This window comes from Tessaracoccus flavescens (assembly GCF_001998865.1).
GTDB lineage: Bacteria > Actinomycetota > Actinomycetes > Propionibacteriales > Propionibacteriaceae > Arachnia > Arachnia flavescens.
On sequence record NZ_CP019607.1, the window covers coordinates 292,136 to 305,857 of the forward strand.

The 13,722-nt window shown below is 69.1% G+C and carries 13 protein-coding genes; 3 read left to right on the plus strand and 10 right to left on the minus strand.

What is annotated here, in order from left to right:
* Positions 1–86 precede the first annotated feature (86 nt).
* Together nusA and rimP are read right to left on the minus strand one after the other, a co-directional pair.
* The gene (nusA, locus tag BW733_RS01430) at positions 87–1,061 is read right to left on the minus strand and encodes a transcription termination factor NusA (protein WP_077347238.1); all 975 of its coding nucleotides are present in this window, start codon (positions 1,059–1,061) and stop codon (positions 87–89) included.
* 1 nt (position 1,062) lies between these two features.
* Positions 1,063–1,542, minus strand: coding sequence for a ribosome maturation factor RimP (rimP, locus tag BW733_RS01435; protein WP_077352619.1), 480 nt, complete (start codon positions 1,540–1,542; stop codon positions 1,063–1,065).
* Between the two features lie 100 nt (positions 1,543–1,642).
* On the opposite strand from rimP, the gene BW733_RS01440 reads away from it, so the two are divergent.
* Together BW733_RS01440 and BW733_RS01445 are read left to right on the plus strand one after the other, a co-directional pair.
* A complete protein-coding gene (locus BW733_RS01440; RefSeq protein WP_152024515.1) occupies positions 1,643–2,569 on the plus strand; it encodes a hypothetical protein in 927 nt (308 codons plus the stop codon).
* A 58-nt stretch (positions 2,570–2,627) separates the two neighbouring features.
* A complete protein-coding gene (locus tag BW733_RS01445; protein ID WP_077347242.1) occupies positions 2,628–3,074 on the plus strand; it encodes a hypothetical protein in 447 nt (148 codons plus the stop codon).
* On the opposite strand, the gene BW733_RS01450 is transcribed toward BW733_RS01445, so the two are convergent.
* The 5 genes from BW733_RS01450 to dxr all read right to left on the minus strand — a co-directional run bounded on the left by BW733_RS01450 (position 3,052) and on the right by dxr (position 9,460).
* Positions 3,052–4,827 (minus strand): proline--tRNA ligase, encoded by a 1,776-nt coding sequence (locus BW733_RS01450; protein WP_077347244.1) that lies wholly within the window; start codon positions 4,825–4,827, stop codon positions 3,052–3,054. The genes BW733_RS01445 and BW733_RS01450 overlap by 23 nt on opposite strands.
* Positions 4,828–4,882: 55 nt before the next feature.
* On the minus strand, positions 4,883–5,716 hold the full coding sequence (locus BW733_RS01455; protein ID WP_077347246.1) for a GNAT family N-acetyltransferase: 834 nt from the start codon (positions 5,714–5,716) through the stop codon (positions 4,883–4,885).
* Between the two features lie 87 nt (positions 5,717–5,803).
* Positions 5,804–6,946, minus strand: a complete 1,143-nt coding sequence (gene ispG / locus BW733_RS01460; RefSeq protein ID WP_077347248.1) for a flavodoxin-dependent (E)-4-hydroxy-3-methylbut-2-enyl-diphosphate synthase — start codon at positions 6,944–6,946, stop codon at positions 5,804–5,806.
* A 31-nt stretch (positions 6,947–6,977) separates the two neighbouring features.
* Positions 6,978–8,261: a M50 family metallopeptidase gene (locus tag BW733_RS01465; RefSeq protein ID WP_077347250.1), complete on the minus strand. Its 1,284-nt coding sequence runs from the start codon at positions 8,259–8,261 to the stop codon at positions 6,978–6,980.
* Positions 8,258–9,460: a 1-deoxy-D-xylulose-5-phosphate reductoisomerase gene (gene dxr, locus BW733_RS01470; RefSeq protein WP_077347252.1), complete on the minus strand. Its 1,203-nt coding sequence runs from the start codon at positions 9,458–9,460 to the stop codon at positions 8,258–8,260. The genes BW733_RS01465 and dxr overlap by 4 nt, the downstream gene beginning before the upstream one ends.
* Before the next feature lie 224 nt (positions 9,461–9,684).
* Between dxr and BW733_RS01475 the strand changes: the two genes are divergently transcribed.
* Entirely contained in the window at positions 9,685–10,395 is a 711-nt protein-coding gene (locus tag BW733_RS01475; RefSeq protein ID WP_077347254.1) for a phosphotransferase, read from the plus strand.
* Between the two features lies 1 nt (position 10,396).
* Here the strand turns inward: BW733_RS01475 and BW733_RS01480 are convergent, their stop codons facing one another.
* From BW733_RS01480 to BW733_RS01490, 3 genes are all read right to left on the minus strand, one after another.
* A complete protein-coding gene (locus tag BW733_RS01480; protein ID WP_202970248.1) occupies positions 10,397–10,855 on the minus strand; it encodes a GNAT family N-acetyltransferase in 459 nt (152 codons plus the stop codon).
* Between the two features lie 136 nt (positions 10,856–10,991).
* On the minus strand, positions 10,992–12,329 hold the full coding sequence (gene gdhA / locus BW733_RS01485; RefSeq protein ID WP_077347256.1) for an NADP-specific glutamate dehydrogenase: 1,338 nt from the start codon (positions 12,327–12,329) through the stop codon (positions 10,992–10,994).
* A gap of 193 nt (positions 12,330–12,522) precedes the next feature.
* Complete coding sequence (locus tag BW733_RS01490; RefSeq protein WP_077347258.1) at positions 12,523–13,692, minus strand: cytochrome P450; 1,170 nt, start codon at positions 13,690–13,692, stop codon at positions 12,523–12,525.
* Positions 13,693–13,722: the final 30 nt, after the last annotated feature.

The following is a 13,722-nucleotide window of genomic DNA, read 5'->3' on the forward strand; positions in this document are numbered from 1 at the left end:
GTGAACGATCGGCGAACGGAAGTCATCGTGGGTAAATGTTACGCGACGCCCCCAGCACCCCCGAAAAGTCGTTACGCTGCCCCGCCTCAGCTCTGGGCGGCCACGTCCGGCTGGATGTCGATCCTCCAGCCGGTCAGGCGGGCGGCGAGACGGGCGTTCTGCCCTTCGCGGCCGATCGCGAGCGAGAGCTGGTAATCCGGGACGATGGCACGGCAGGCGCGTGCCTGGTCGTCCACGACGGTCACCGAGAGCACCTTCGCAGGCGAGAGCGCCGCGGCGACGAACTTGGCGGGATCGTCCGAGTAGTCGACGATGTCGATCTTCTCGTCTCCGAGCTCGTTGGTGACTGCGCGGACGCGCTGCCCCATCGGGCCGATGAAGGCGCCCTTCGCCGACACGTTGGGATCGTGGGACTCGACCGCGATCTTCGTGCGGTGGCCCGCCTCGCGCGCGATCTCCTTGATCTCGACGATGCCCTTTTCGATCTCCGGCACCTCGAGCGCGAACAGCTTGCGCACCAGGTTCGGGTGCGTGCGCGAGACCACGACCTGCGGCCCGCGCAGCTCACGGCGGACGCTCACCACGTAGACGCGGAGGCGGCGGCCGTGCGAGTAGTCCTCTCCGGGGACCTGCTCGGCAAGCGGCATGATCGCCTCGAGCGTGCCGAGGTCGACGCGGACGGCGCGGGAGTCGCGGTCCTGCTGGATGGTGCCGACGAGGATGTCGCCCTCGACGCCGGAGAAGTGACCGAACTTCTGGTCGTCCTCGGCCTCGCGGATGCGCTGGAAGATCACCTGGCGGGCGGTCGCAGCGGCGATCCGGCCAAAGTCCTCCGGGGTGTCGTCGAAGTAGCCGATGACCTCGTCATCGTCGTCGAACTCCGGGGCGAGCACCGAGACCTTTCCGGTCTTGCGGTCGACCTCGACCTTCACTCCCCGCAGGGCGTGCGGGGTCTTGTTGTACGCGTTGAGGAGGGCGTCCTCCAGCGTCTTGAGGAGGTAGTCCATCGGGATCTCACGGTCCCGCTCGATGGCCTTCAGGGCAGCCAGATCAACATCCATCTCAGTTCTCCTCTTCGTCCTCGAACGACCGGTTCATCTCGACCTGGACAACCGCCTTGTCGATCTCCGCCAGCGGAACCTCGCGCTCCGCGCCGTCGACCTCGATGGTGACGGCCTCGTCGGTGACCGACCGGATCCGGCCGGTCACCTGATCGTCGCCCAGCCACAGCTTGACGAGGCGGCCCGCGTTGCGGCGGAAGTGTTTGGGTTCGGTCAACGGCTTGCTGACACCGCGGGTGCTCACCTCAAGGGTGTAGGGGGCCTTCCCGACCGCGGGGCTGACGTCCAGCGCCTCCGAGATGGCCGACGATGCCTGGGCGATGTCGTCGAGCAGCGGGCCGTTCCCGTCGGGACCGTCTCCGTCGACGGTGACCCTCAGAACCGAGCGCTTCCCGATCGGGGTGACGTCGAGGCGGTCCAGCTCAAGACCGTGGGCAGACAGGATCGGCTCAATGAGAGCAGCGATCTGCGATTCCTGCATGGCGAGGCTCCGTATCCGGTTGTTGACCTGATTGTGAGGGACCAGCATACCGGGGTTGACCGTGGGAGGCCTCCCTCGACCCGGGCACTAAGCTGAGCCCATGCCTCTCCCCCGTCGCGCGGTGCTCGCCGCCCTTGTCGTAGGCGTCAGCGGATGCGCGGCCAGCCCGGTGATCTCCGGGGCACCGGCCGTCGCCCCCACCTCTCCCCCACCGACCCAGAGCCCCGAGGCCTCGGCCGCCCAGCAGGCGGTCGTCGCCCTGCGCTCAGCCGTCGAGGCACTCTCCGGCGTGAGCGGGTTCGAGGCGAAGGACTGGGCCGCGGCCGCGCTGGCCCAGTGCGATGCCCACCTCGCCCTGCTCGCCCTTCCTGACCCCTTCGGCGCCGACGACCAGGAGCCCTTCGTCGTCCAGACCCCTGCGGCCCCGTCGCTTTCCACCCTCGAACAGGGCACAGCCGAACTGACCGAGCGGATCACGGGGGCGGTCGAGGCCCTCAAGTCCGCGGCGGGAGCGGCCACCGAGGGCGATGTGCGTCTCGTCTACGCCTCGGCGGCGGCAGGGGCGACGGCACTCGGCAACACGGCCGTCGTGCCCGCCACCTCTGAGGTGGTGCCGGTCCGGCTCCAGCCCACCACCCTGGAGGCCTCCCTTCCGATCGCACTCGGCCACGCCTGGGCGCTGGTCTACGGCCTCGGCGTCGGACTCGGCCGGCTCGACTCCTCGGATCCGCTGCACGCCCTCGGGACGACCCGGATGGCGGCCGCGAAGGAGATCCGCAACGCCCTCCGCGACGCCGTCGACGAGGTGCCCGAGCAGCCGGCGGCGTTCGAGCTGCCGAACGAGATGTCGACCCCGGACGAGATCAGGGCCGGCTGGGCCGTGCTGGAGACCCACCTGCTCGACGGGTTCGCGCGGCTCGTCGCCGCCTCCGATGAGGGACTCTGGCGCGACCGGTTCCTCGCCCAGGTCGCGCCGGTGCAGGCGGTCGGTGGCCGCCTGGGGCACTGGCCCGGTTGGACCGCCTAGCAGTACACCTAGCCGGAGGGCCTTGACACAGGCACGTCGGGGGCACGAATCTCTGGCCATGACGATGGCGCAGAGCAGGCTCGGGTGGCAGATCGTGGCAGGCGTGCTGCTGACGGGGGCGGTCGCCTGGATGATCTTCCCCACCTATCCGATGCAGTGGATGGGCGACCCGAACACCGGTGCCGACGGGCCGGTGACGTATCGCAGCTGGGTGGCTCCGATTGTCTGGGGCTACGGCGCCTTCCACGCCCCCGTGCTGGTGCTGTTCGCGCTGATCGCCGCGATCGGGGCATGGCTCGGCGTCGTCGTGCGCAGGCCGAACCGGGTCCCCGCCTGGTGGGCGCTGGCCGGCGTCGTCATCTTCCTGGCCTGGTCGATCGTGCTGGGAGGACTCATGCCCGTGACGATCGTCCCTCTCGCGCTGGCGTCGGGCGGGGCGGCGGCAGTACTGCTCGCCGCCCACCGCGCCCTGCCTCCCGTGATCAGCGGGCCAGCAGCTCGCTGATCGCGGTGACCGCGTCGCCGACGGCGATCTCGGTCTTGTCCCCGGTGCGCCGGTCGCGCAGTTCGAGCTTGCCTTCGGCGAGCCCGCGGCCGATCACGAGGATCACCGGCATGCCGAGGATCTCGGCGTCGGCGAACTTCACGCCCGGGCTCGCCTTGCGGTCGTCGACGAGGACGTCGATGCCGAGGGCGTCGAGTTCGCCCGCGATGCGTGCCGCTTCGTCGAAGACGGCCTGGTCCTTCCCGGTCGCGACGATGTGCACCGGGTAGGGGGCGAGCGCGACGGGCCAGCAGAGTCCCTTGTCGTCGGAGGTGGCCTCGGCGACCGCTGCGACGGCACGGGAGACGCCGACGCCGTAGGAGCCCATGGTGACGACCTGGAGCTTGCCGTTCTGGTCGAGAACCTTGAGGCCGAGCGACTCGGCGTACTTCTTCCCGAGCTGGAAGATGTGGCCCATCTCGATGCCCCGGGCGAGCGTCAGCGGGCCGGAGCCGTCGGGGGCGGGATCGCCCTCGCGGACCTCGGCGACATCGAGGACGCCATCGGAGGTGAAGTCGCGGCCTGCGGTGACGCCGGAGAGATGCTGGTCGACGACGTTCGCCCCGGTGACCCAGTGGCTGCCGTCGACGACGCGGGGATCGGTGACGTAGCGGATGCCGGTGCTCGACTCCTCGCCGAGCACACGGGCGCCGTCGAGGCTGACCGGGGAGATGAAGCCGATCTTGAGCTCCGGGTACTTCGCGAAGTCCTCGGGGGTGAAGGTGGCCACCTCTGCCGGCTCCATGGCCGCCTCAAGGCGCTTCACGTCGACCTGGCGGTCGCCGGGAAGGCCGAGGGCGAGCGGGTACGAGGTGCCGTCGGGGGCGCTCACCATGAACAGCACGTTCTTGAGCGTCTCAGCCCCCTCCCAGGCGCGGTCCTCGCGAGGCAGCTGGGCGTTGAGCAGTTCGACAAGGCCCGCGATGGTGCCGACGCCCGGCGTCGGGAACTGGGCCATCTCGGGCGCGGCAGCCACGTCGAGCGCCTCGGGCGGAGCGATCCGCACGGCCTCGACGTTGGCGGCGTAGCCGCCGGGCGAGCGGACGAAGGTGTCCTCACCGTTGTCGGCCACCGCCAGGAACTCCTCCGAGCGGGATCCGCCCATGGCGCCCGCCATGGCGGTGACGATCACGAACTCGAGGCCGAGGCGCTCGAAGATGCGGATGTAGGCCTCGCGGTGGCGCGCGTAGGCGGCATCGAGACCTTCCTGGTCCAGGTCGAAGGAGTAGGAGTCCTTCATCACGAACTCGCGGCCGCGAAGCAGCCCTGCGCGGGGACGCGCCTCGTCGCGGTACTTGGACTGGATCTGGTAGAGGGTCAGGGGCAGATCCTTGTACGAGGAGTAGAGATCGCTGACCAGCAGCGTGAACATCTCCTCGTGTGTGGGGCCGAGCAGCATGTCTGCGCCCTTGCGGTCGACGACCCGGAACAGGTTGTCGCCGTACTCCGTCCACCGGTTGGTCAGCTCGTAGGGCTCACGCGGCAGCAGCGCCGGGAAGTGCACCTCCTGACCGCCGATCGCGTCCATCTCCTCGCGGACGATCGTCTCGACCTTCTGCAGCACCTTCAGGCCGAGCGGCAGCCAGGTGTAGATGCCGGGGGCGGCGCGACGGATGTAGCCTGCGCGGACCAGCCAGCGGTGGCTCGGCACCTCGGCGGCGGCGGGGTCGTCGCGGAGCGTGCGGACGAACAGCTTGGAGAGAGTGGAGATCACGAAGCGACACTCTAGCGCCGGTGGCGCGTCGCGTACGAAGCGGTGCTGCGCCCCGTCAGTAGTGGACGGTGGCGAGCGCGCCGACCTCGACGAAGCCGAGCTTCTCGTAGGCCTTGATGGCGGGCGTGTTGAAGTCGTTGACGTAGAGGCTGATGGTCGGGAACTCCTCCATCGCCAGGCGCAGCATCCCCGAAAGGGCCGGGACGCTGATCCCTTGTCCGCGGAGGTCGGGTGAGACCCACACGCCCTGCAGTTGCGCCTGCCCGCCGAGCTTCGGGCCAAGGTCCGCCTTGAAGATGACGCGCCCGTCTTCGACGATCCCGTAGGCCTCCCCTGCGCGGAGCCGCTGCATCACGAACCGCTCGTAGCCTGGGCCGTACTTGAAGGGCGAACTGCCGATCTCGTCGGTGTACATCGCGACGGAGGCGTCGAGGTAGCTCGGGTAGTCGTCGACGGTGAGCCTGCGCACCCGCGGATCCGGCGTCGGGTCGGGAGGCGCCTCGAGCAGCATCAGAGGCTGGCGGCTGCGCACGTTGGAGATCGACCCCCATGCCCCACGCCAGCGTTCGGCCAGCCTGATGAAGAGGCCGAGCACGGAGATGGCCGGCCCGAGGATCGAGGTGCAGCGACGGATCGGCCCCAGCTGGTTGACGAACAGCGGAAGCGCATCCGGGTCGAAGCCCGCGACGAACACGGTTCCCCCGTCGAGCAGGATCGACGCGATCTGCCCGTCCCGCTCGAAGGCGTACAGCTTGCCGAGGCGGCGACGGTCGATGCCGTAGGCGTCGACCTTGGACGAGAGAAACAGGTTCTCGACGGGGCTACGAGCCAGGAAGTCCAGCGCGGAGTCCCGATCTGCCGCGCCAAGGGCATGCAGTCGGGGATTCATGCTGGAAACCTTAGCCTGCCCCGGCCCTGCGTCGGCGCCGCGGCGCAGACCGGGCAGGGTCGCGCCCACTGTCAGGGCGCGGCAAGATCAGGAGACGCTGACCTCAGGCTGACCGACCTCGCCCATCTCGGCCGCGATCCGGCGCGCCTCGGTGAGCAGGGTCTCGACGATCTCGTCCTCCGGGACGGTCTTGATGACCTCGCCCTTGACGAAGATCTGGCCCTTCCCGTTGCCGGAGGCGACGCCGAGGTCGGCCTCGCGCGCCTCGCCGGGGCCGTTGACGACGCAGCCCATGACTGCAACGCGCAGCGGCGCCTCCATGCCCTCGAGTCCCTTGGTGACCTGCTCGGCGAGCGTGTAGACGTCGACCTGGGCGCGACCACAGGACGGGCAGGAGACGATGTCGAGCTTGCGGGGCCGCAGGTTCAGCGACTCGAGGATCTTGAGCCCGACCTTGACCTCCTCGGCCGGTGGCGCGGAGAGGGACACCCGGATGGTGTCACCGATGCCGCGGCTCAGCAGCGATCCGAAGGCGACGGAGCTCTTGATGGTCCCCTGGAAGGCCGGCCCGGCCTCGGTGACGCCGAGGTGCAGCGGGTAGTCGCACGCCTCGCTGAGCAGTTCGTAGGCGCGCACCATGACGACCGGGTCGTTGTGCTTGACCGAGATCTTGAAGTCGTGGAAGCCGACGTCCTCGAACAGCGAGGCCTCCCACAGCGCCGACTCGACGAGCGCCTCAGGCGTGGGTGCGCCGTACTTGGCGAGCAGCCGCTTGTCCAGGGAGCCTGCGTTGACGCCGATCCGCAGGCTGACTCCCGCGTCCGCGGCGGCCTTTGCGATCTCGGCCACCTTGTCGTCGAACTGCTTGATGTTGCCCGGGTTCACGCGGACGGCAGCGCAGCCTGCGTCGATCGCCTTGAACACGTACTTGGGCTGGAAGTGGATGTCCGCGATGACGGGGATCTGCGACTTCATCGCGATGATCGGAAGGGCGTCCGCGTCGTCCTGGCTCGGCACGGCGACGCGCACGATGTCGCAGCCGGTGGCGGTGAGCTCTGCGATCTGCTGCAGCGTCGCGTTGATGTCGGTCGTCTTGGTCGTGGTCATCGACTGCACGGAGATGGGGGCGTCTCCCCCGACCAGCACCTTGCCCACCTTGATCTGCCGCGTCTTGCGACGCGGGGCGAGGGTGAGGGGTACGGGCGCGGGCATACCGAGGTTCACGGACATGGTCACAAGATTAGTATGGACGGTGAACTGGTCAGAACAGCTGGATCGGGCTGATGATGTCGGCGAGGATCAGGACGATGCCTCCGAGCAGGAGGAAGCCCCCGACGAAGTAGGTCAGCGGCAGCGCCCTCGCCGTGTCGACGGGGCCGGGATCGGCCTTGCCGAACAGCTTCGCGAGGTTGCGCTTGATCCACTCGTAGATGGCGCCTGCGATGTGGCCGCCGTCGAGTGGAAGCAGCGGGACGAGGTTCAGCAGCGCGACGAACAGGTTCACGGAGCCGAGCAGGGAGAGCCAGGTCGCCGCCTTGTCGGAGGTGCTCATCTCGGTGCTGACGCCGATCTCGCCCGCTACGCGGGAGGCGCCGACAATCGACAGCGGCGAGTTCACGTCGCGCGGCTGCCCGGTCACGAGGTCGGCTGCGACGTTGTAGACACGCACCGGGAAGCTGGCGAGCGCGACGGCCGACTGCTGCGTCATCGTCCACATCTGGTCGACGGTCTCGACCGGGCCGCCGTGCACGAGTTCGCTCGTCGGGGACACCCCGAAGAAGCCGGCCTGGATGTACCTGGTCGGGTCGAGCCGGTCGGGCACGTAGTTCAGCTTCGTCTCGACGGTCGGCAGCGTGATCAGCTCTCCCCCGCGCTCGACGACGACGGTCGCCGGCTGGTCGCGGTTCTCGCGGATCAGGTCGCCCAGCTGCTCCCAGCTGGTCAGCTGCACGCCGTTGAAGCTCACCAGCTTGTCACCGACCTGGACGCCCGCCTCCTTGGCGGGAGTGAGCGGATCGGCGTCGGTGCAGGTCTGGTCCTCGCGGTCGGAGCGCACCACGCATTCGGAGACGCTGGCCACGGTGAGCGTGGACTGGTAGGTGCCGTGGAACACGTTGAGGCCGAGGAAGATCAGGAAGGCGATCAGGATGTTCATCGCCGGCCCGCCGAGCATGATGATGATCTTCTGCCAGGTCTTCTTCTGGTACATCAGCTTGCCGTCGTCCTCGGGCTTGATGTCCTCGTACTCGTAGGAGCGGGCCTGGTCGGCCAACCGCGTCAGCCAGCCGGGCCGCGCGTTCTTCTTCTCCGGCGGATACATGCCGACCAGGCGGACGTAGCCGCCGAGCGGGAAGGCCTTGAAGCCGTACTCGGTGCCGCCTTTCGTGCGGGACCACAGCGTCTTGCCGAACCCGACGAAGTACTGGGTGACCTTTACCCCGAACAGCTTGGCCGGAACCAGGTGGCCGACCTCGTGCAGGGCGATCGAGGCCATGATCAGCGCGAAGAAGAGGATCGCGAAGACGATGGTGAGGAAGACGGTCATGCGCGTGCCTCCACGAGTTCGGCCGCCCGTTCACGCCCCCACCGGTCGGCCGCGAGCACGGCCTCGACGGTGAGGTTGTCGTCGGCAACGTGGCCGGAGGCGAGGTGCTCGTCCAGGCAGGCGGAGATGATCTCGGTGATGGCGAGGAACCCGATCCGGCCCTCGCAGAAGGCGTCGACGGCTGCCTCGTTCGCGGCGTTGTAGACGGCTGGTGCGGTGCCACCCGCCTTGCCCGAACTGCGGGCGAGTTCGATCGCGGGGAAGGTGTCGTTGTCGACCGGTTCGAAGGTCCAGGTCGCCGGGGTCGACCAGTCGCATGGACGCGCCGCGTCCGCGAGGCGGTCCGGCCAGGTGAGCGCGATGCCGATGGGGAGGCGCATGTCCGGCGGCGAGGCCTGCGCGATGGTGGACCCGTCGTGGAACTCCACCATGGAGTGCACGATCGACTGCGGGTGGACGGTGACCACGACGTCATCGAGGGCGACGTCGTAGAGCAGGGCGGCCTCGAGCAGTTCGAGGCCCTTGTTGACGAGGGTGGATGAGTTGATGGTGATCACGCGGCCCATCGCCCAGGTCGGATGGGCCATGGCGTCGTCGGGGGTGACTGCTGCCAGGTCCTCGCGGGTGCGGCCTCGGAACGGGCCGCCAGAGGCGGTCAGGACGAGTCGTCTCACCTCGTCGGCCCTTCCCGAGCGCAGCGCCTGTGCGAACGCGGAGTGCTCGGAGTCGACGGCGACGATCTGGCCCGGCCGCGCGGCGCTGGTGACGAGCCTGCCGCCGATGACGAGGGACTCCTTGTTGGCGAGCGCGAGGGTGGTGCCCTTCGCGAGCGTGGCGAGGGTCGGCAGCAGCCCGGCCGCGCCGGTGATGGCGTTGAGCACCACGTCGACGTCGGCGGCCGCGAGTTCAGTCGCGGCGTCGGGTCCGAGCAGCAGCTTCGGCAGCCGGAAGTCGCCTGCGTTCCAGCCGCGCTTGTCTGCCTCGGCGTAGAGGAGGCCCTGCAGCTGGTTCGCCGCGGCCGGACGGGCGAGCGCGACGGTCTCGGGCTGGAACTCGACGATCTGGGCCGCGAGCAGCTCAAGGTTGCCTCCCGAGGCACCGAGCCCGACGACGCGGAACTGGTCGCGCCGATCGCGGATGACATCGAGGGTCTGGGTGCCGATGGAGCCGGTCGAGCCGAGCAGGACAATGGTGCGCACCCGGCAAGTCTAGGCGTCCGACCGGACTACGAGCATCGGCGAGGCGACCGGGATGCGCTGGACCGGCGGGCGCTGCAGGCCTGCGCCGACCGGAGGCACGCCGCAGGTAACCTGTATTCCGGAGACGTCCTCGGCGTCCTCTTGGTCGCGCTCGACGGGGCCCGGAGCTGGGCGCCGTGTGGGGCTTCACCCCGGCCGTTTGACCGGTGTGCCACGATCGAGGCATGACTCTGTCCGGCCCTCCCCCAGCAGGCACCACCGTTCCCGGGCTCATCACACGGTGGGCCGGTCAGCACGGACGAAGCGTCGCAGAGCTGGTGTGGCGCAACGAGCTGGGCGGGATCACCGCACGGCTCGTCGCCGACGACGCGAAGGACCTGTTCGCGAAGTGGAGCCCGGTCGATTTGCTGCCCGAGGCAGAGCGGATGAGCTGGCTGTCGAGCCGCCACCCCTCACCACGGGTGTTCGACTACGTCGACGAGGACGACCAGTGGCTGATCGTCAGCGGCGCCCTGCCTGGGTTGTCGGCAGTGGCCGGGCGGTGGACGGCCGAGCCGGACCGCGCTGCGGCCGCGATCGGCCATGGTTACGCCGTGCTGCACTCGCTCGACCCGTCGGACTCGATGTTCGGCCCCGTCGACTGGGTCGGCGATGAGACCGATGTCGACCGGCTCGTCATCGCTCACGGCGACGCCTGCGCGCCGAACACGATCATCGGGGACGACGGGCGCTTCGTCGGTCACGTCGATCTCGGCAGCCTCGGGGTGGCCGACCGGTGGGCCGACCTCGCGATCGCCTCCTGGTCGATCGACTGGGACTACGGCCCCGGGCACCAGCAGGCCTTCTGGGACGCCTACGGCATCGAGCCTGACGGGGCCAGGATCGCCCACTACCGCGACCTCTGGGGGCCGGCGCCGGTGTCGCACCCGGCCTGAGTCACAGCCTCAGGGTGTAGAAGACCGACAACGGGTCGTCGGTGTAGCTGCCGAACGGCTGACACCTGACGAAACCCTCGCTCTCGTAGAGCGCGCGGGCGGGGACGAACAGGTCTTCGACTCCCGTCTCGAGCCAGAGGCTGCGGTAGCCGGCCTCGCGACCCGCGTCGATGAGCCCGCGCAGCATGGCCCGACCGGCGCCCGTCCCCCGCCGTGCCTCGACGGTGCGCATCGACTTCAGTTCGCCCCGCTGGGCGTCGAGGCGCTTGATGGCCCCCATGGCCACCAGCTGCCCGCCGTCCCATGCCGTGTAGAGCATCGTGCCGGGAACCGCGAGCTCGTCGGCGGCCTGGACGTGGCAGCTCTCCGCTGGCGAGGTGGCACGCATCTCGGCCACGTGCTCGTCGATCAGAGCGAGGGTCTCCGGGGAGGTGAGGTCATCGGGTCGCAGTCTCAGCACCGCCCCATTCTCGCCCTTCCAGCCAGCCGGGCCAAGGGACCAGCCAGTGGTCCCGTGGCCGGCGCTGCTCGCCTGATCACGAAAGACGGCGGGCGCCCGCTCAAGGAGAGCGGACGCCCGCCGTCATCGTCGAGGATCAGACGAGGCCGAAGGCCTGGATGGCCTTCGCCACCTTCTCGAAGCCCGCGATGTTCGCGCCGACGACGTAGTCGCCGGGGGCGTCGTAGCTGTCCGCGGTGACGGCGCACTGCTCATGGATGTTCTGCATGATCTCGGTCAGGCGTTCCTCGGTGTGCTCGAAGCTCCACGAGTCGCGGCTGGCGTTCTGCTGCATCTCCAGCGCAGAGGTGGCGACGCCACCCGCGTTGGCCGCCTTGCCCGGGCCGTAGAGCACTCCCGCCTCCTGGAAGACGTGGATGCCTTCCGGGGTGGTGGGCATGTTTGCGCCCTCCGCCACGGCCTTCACGCCGTTCTTGACCAGCGTCGCGGCCTGCTCGCCGTTCAGCTCGTTCTGCGTGGCGCAGGGCAGCGCGACGTCGACGGGAACGTCCCAGATCGAGCCGGAGGTGCCGAGCTTGGCCGACGAGCGGCGGTCGACGTAGTCGGAGACGCGTCCGCGCTCGACCTCCTTGATCTGCTTGAGCAGGTCGAGGTCGATGCCCTTGTCGTCGACGACGTAGCCCGAGGAGTCAGAGAAGCCGACGACGGTGGCGCCGAGCTGGGCCGCCTTCTCCGCAGCGTAGATCGCGACGTTGCCGGAGCCGGAGACCATGACCCGCTTACCGTCGAAGCTCTCACCGCGCGTCTTGAGCATCTCGTTGGCGAACACGACGGTGCCGTAGCCGGTGGCCTCGGTGCGAACGAGCGAGCCGCCCCAGCCGATGCCCTTTCCGGTCAGCACGCCGGACTCGTAGCGGTTGGTGATTCGCTTGTACTGGCCGAACATGTAGCCGATCTCGCGGCCGCCGACGCCGATGTCGCCCGCGGGCACGTCGGTGTACTCGCCGAGATGGCGGTACAGCTCCGTCATGAACGACTGGCAGAAGCGCATGACCTCGGCGTCGGACTTGCCGCGCGGGTCGAAGTCCGAGCCGCCCTTGCCGCCGCCGATGGGCAGGCCGGTCAGCGAGTTCTTGAAGATCTGCTCGAAGCCAAGGAACTTGATCACGCCGAGGTAGACGCTGGGGTGGAAGCGCAGGCCGCCCTTGTAGGGGCCGAGCGCGGAGTTGAACTCGACGCGGAAGCCGCGGTTGATGTGGACCTCGCCCTTGTCGTCCATCCACGGCACGCGGAAGATGATCTGGCGCTCCGGCTCGCAGATGCGCTCGAGCATCTTCATGTCGAGGTACTCGGGGTGGCGGTTGATGACCGGGCCGAGGCTCTCAAGGACCTCGCGGACGGCCTGGTGGAACTCTGCTTCTCCAGGGTTACGGGCGATGACCGCCTCGTAGACCTTCTCCAGCTGCTGGTCCATGCTTCTCCTCTTGTTCACGGTCAGGGCCGCAGCGGATTCTACCTCCGCGCCCCTTCCAGCACCCACAACGATCATCCGGTGGACGTCAATGTGGCCGTGAGTGCGGGTTGTGCCCGGCAGATTCCCGGTTCAGTGGGAGGACGGCGACCAACCAGTGGGTCTTCAACAACCAGTCCTGTTCAAGGACTGACGCTCAGGAGAAGGCGATCCGGAACCCGCGCAGCCGGTACCCCGCCACCAGGTCGTCCCACGTGAGCGTTGGCTCATCGACGATGCGCGCCCCCGCTTCGAGCAGACGGATCAGCAGCGCGTCTGCCTCGAGCAGGGCCAGGCTCTGCCCGGGGCAGGCGTGTGCCCCGTCGCCGAAGCTGAGGCCGACGGGGCGCACTCCCTTCACGGGGCAGCGGTCAGGGTCGAGGCGGTGCGGCTCGGGGCCCACCGCCTCGGCGTCGTGGTTGGCCTCGCGGACGCACACGTCGATCAGGTCCCCCGCCCCGGCCTGCTCGTCGTCGTCGAGCTGCACGCTCGCGGTGGCACGGCGATACAGGTTCCCGACAACGGGGTCGAGCCGGATGATCTCCTCGAGGATCCGGATCCGGCCAGGCCGATCGGCCCCTCGGAAGCGCGTCGCGAGCGACAGGTTCCCCAGGAGGTGCCAGAGCGCCATGGCCATGAACTCGCGCGTGGTGACCATGCCCGCCGTGCCATAGGTGAGGCACTCGACCAGGATCTCGGCTGCGCTGTACCCCTCGTCGAGAAGGTGGCTGATCACGTCGTCGCGGCGGCCGCGTCTGCGTTGCCGGATCGCGGGGCGCACGTCGCGCAGGTGGAAGGCGATGATCGGGCCGAGCCCGCGGGCCGCGGCCTGGGCCCACTGGCGCCGGGTCCGGCCAAGACCTGGCTTGGTGAGGTCGAACGGCGGCTGGTTGAAGAAGGCCTCGAGCCGCCTGGAGAGTCCTGGCACATCGGAGGCGGTCAGCCCGACGATGTCACGGGTCACGTCGACGGCGAAGTGCAGGGCAAGCTCGTCCACGAGACACTCCCCCGCGGCGACGACGCCAGCCACATACCGTGCGGCCGCCTCGTCGATGGGCCCCGTGTAGCGCCGCTCGACCACCGCCGGCGCGAAGAAGCGGCCGAGCTTTCGTCGTTGCTCGTCGTGCTGCGGGCCGTCGGAGATCAGGATCGGCCGGTTCTTCAACGGACCCTGCGGGATGTACTCGGCCGTGAACCCGGCCTGGGCGGTCGACGAGCGCGCCTGCAACACCCGCCGGGCGGCGGCCATCGCCCTGACCCGCACGAAACCGGGTCCACGCTCGATGGCCGGTCCCGAACCGTCCCGGACTGCCCGACGATCATCCATGCGGCCTCCTCGCGACCACCGTAGCCAGAT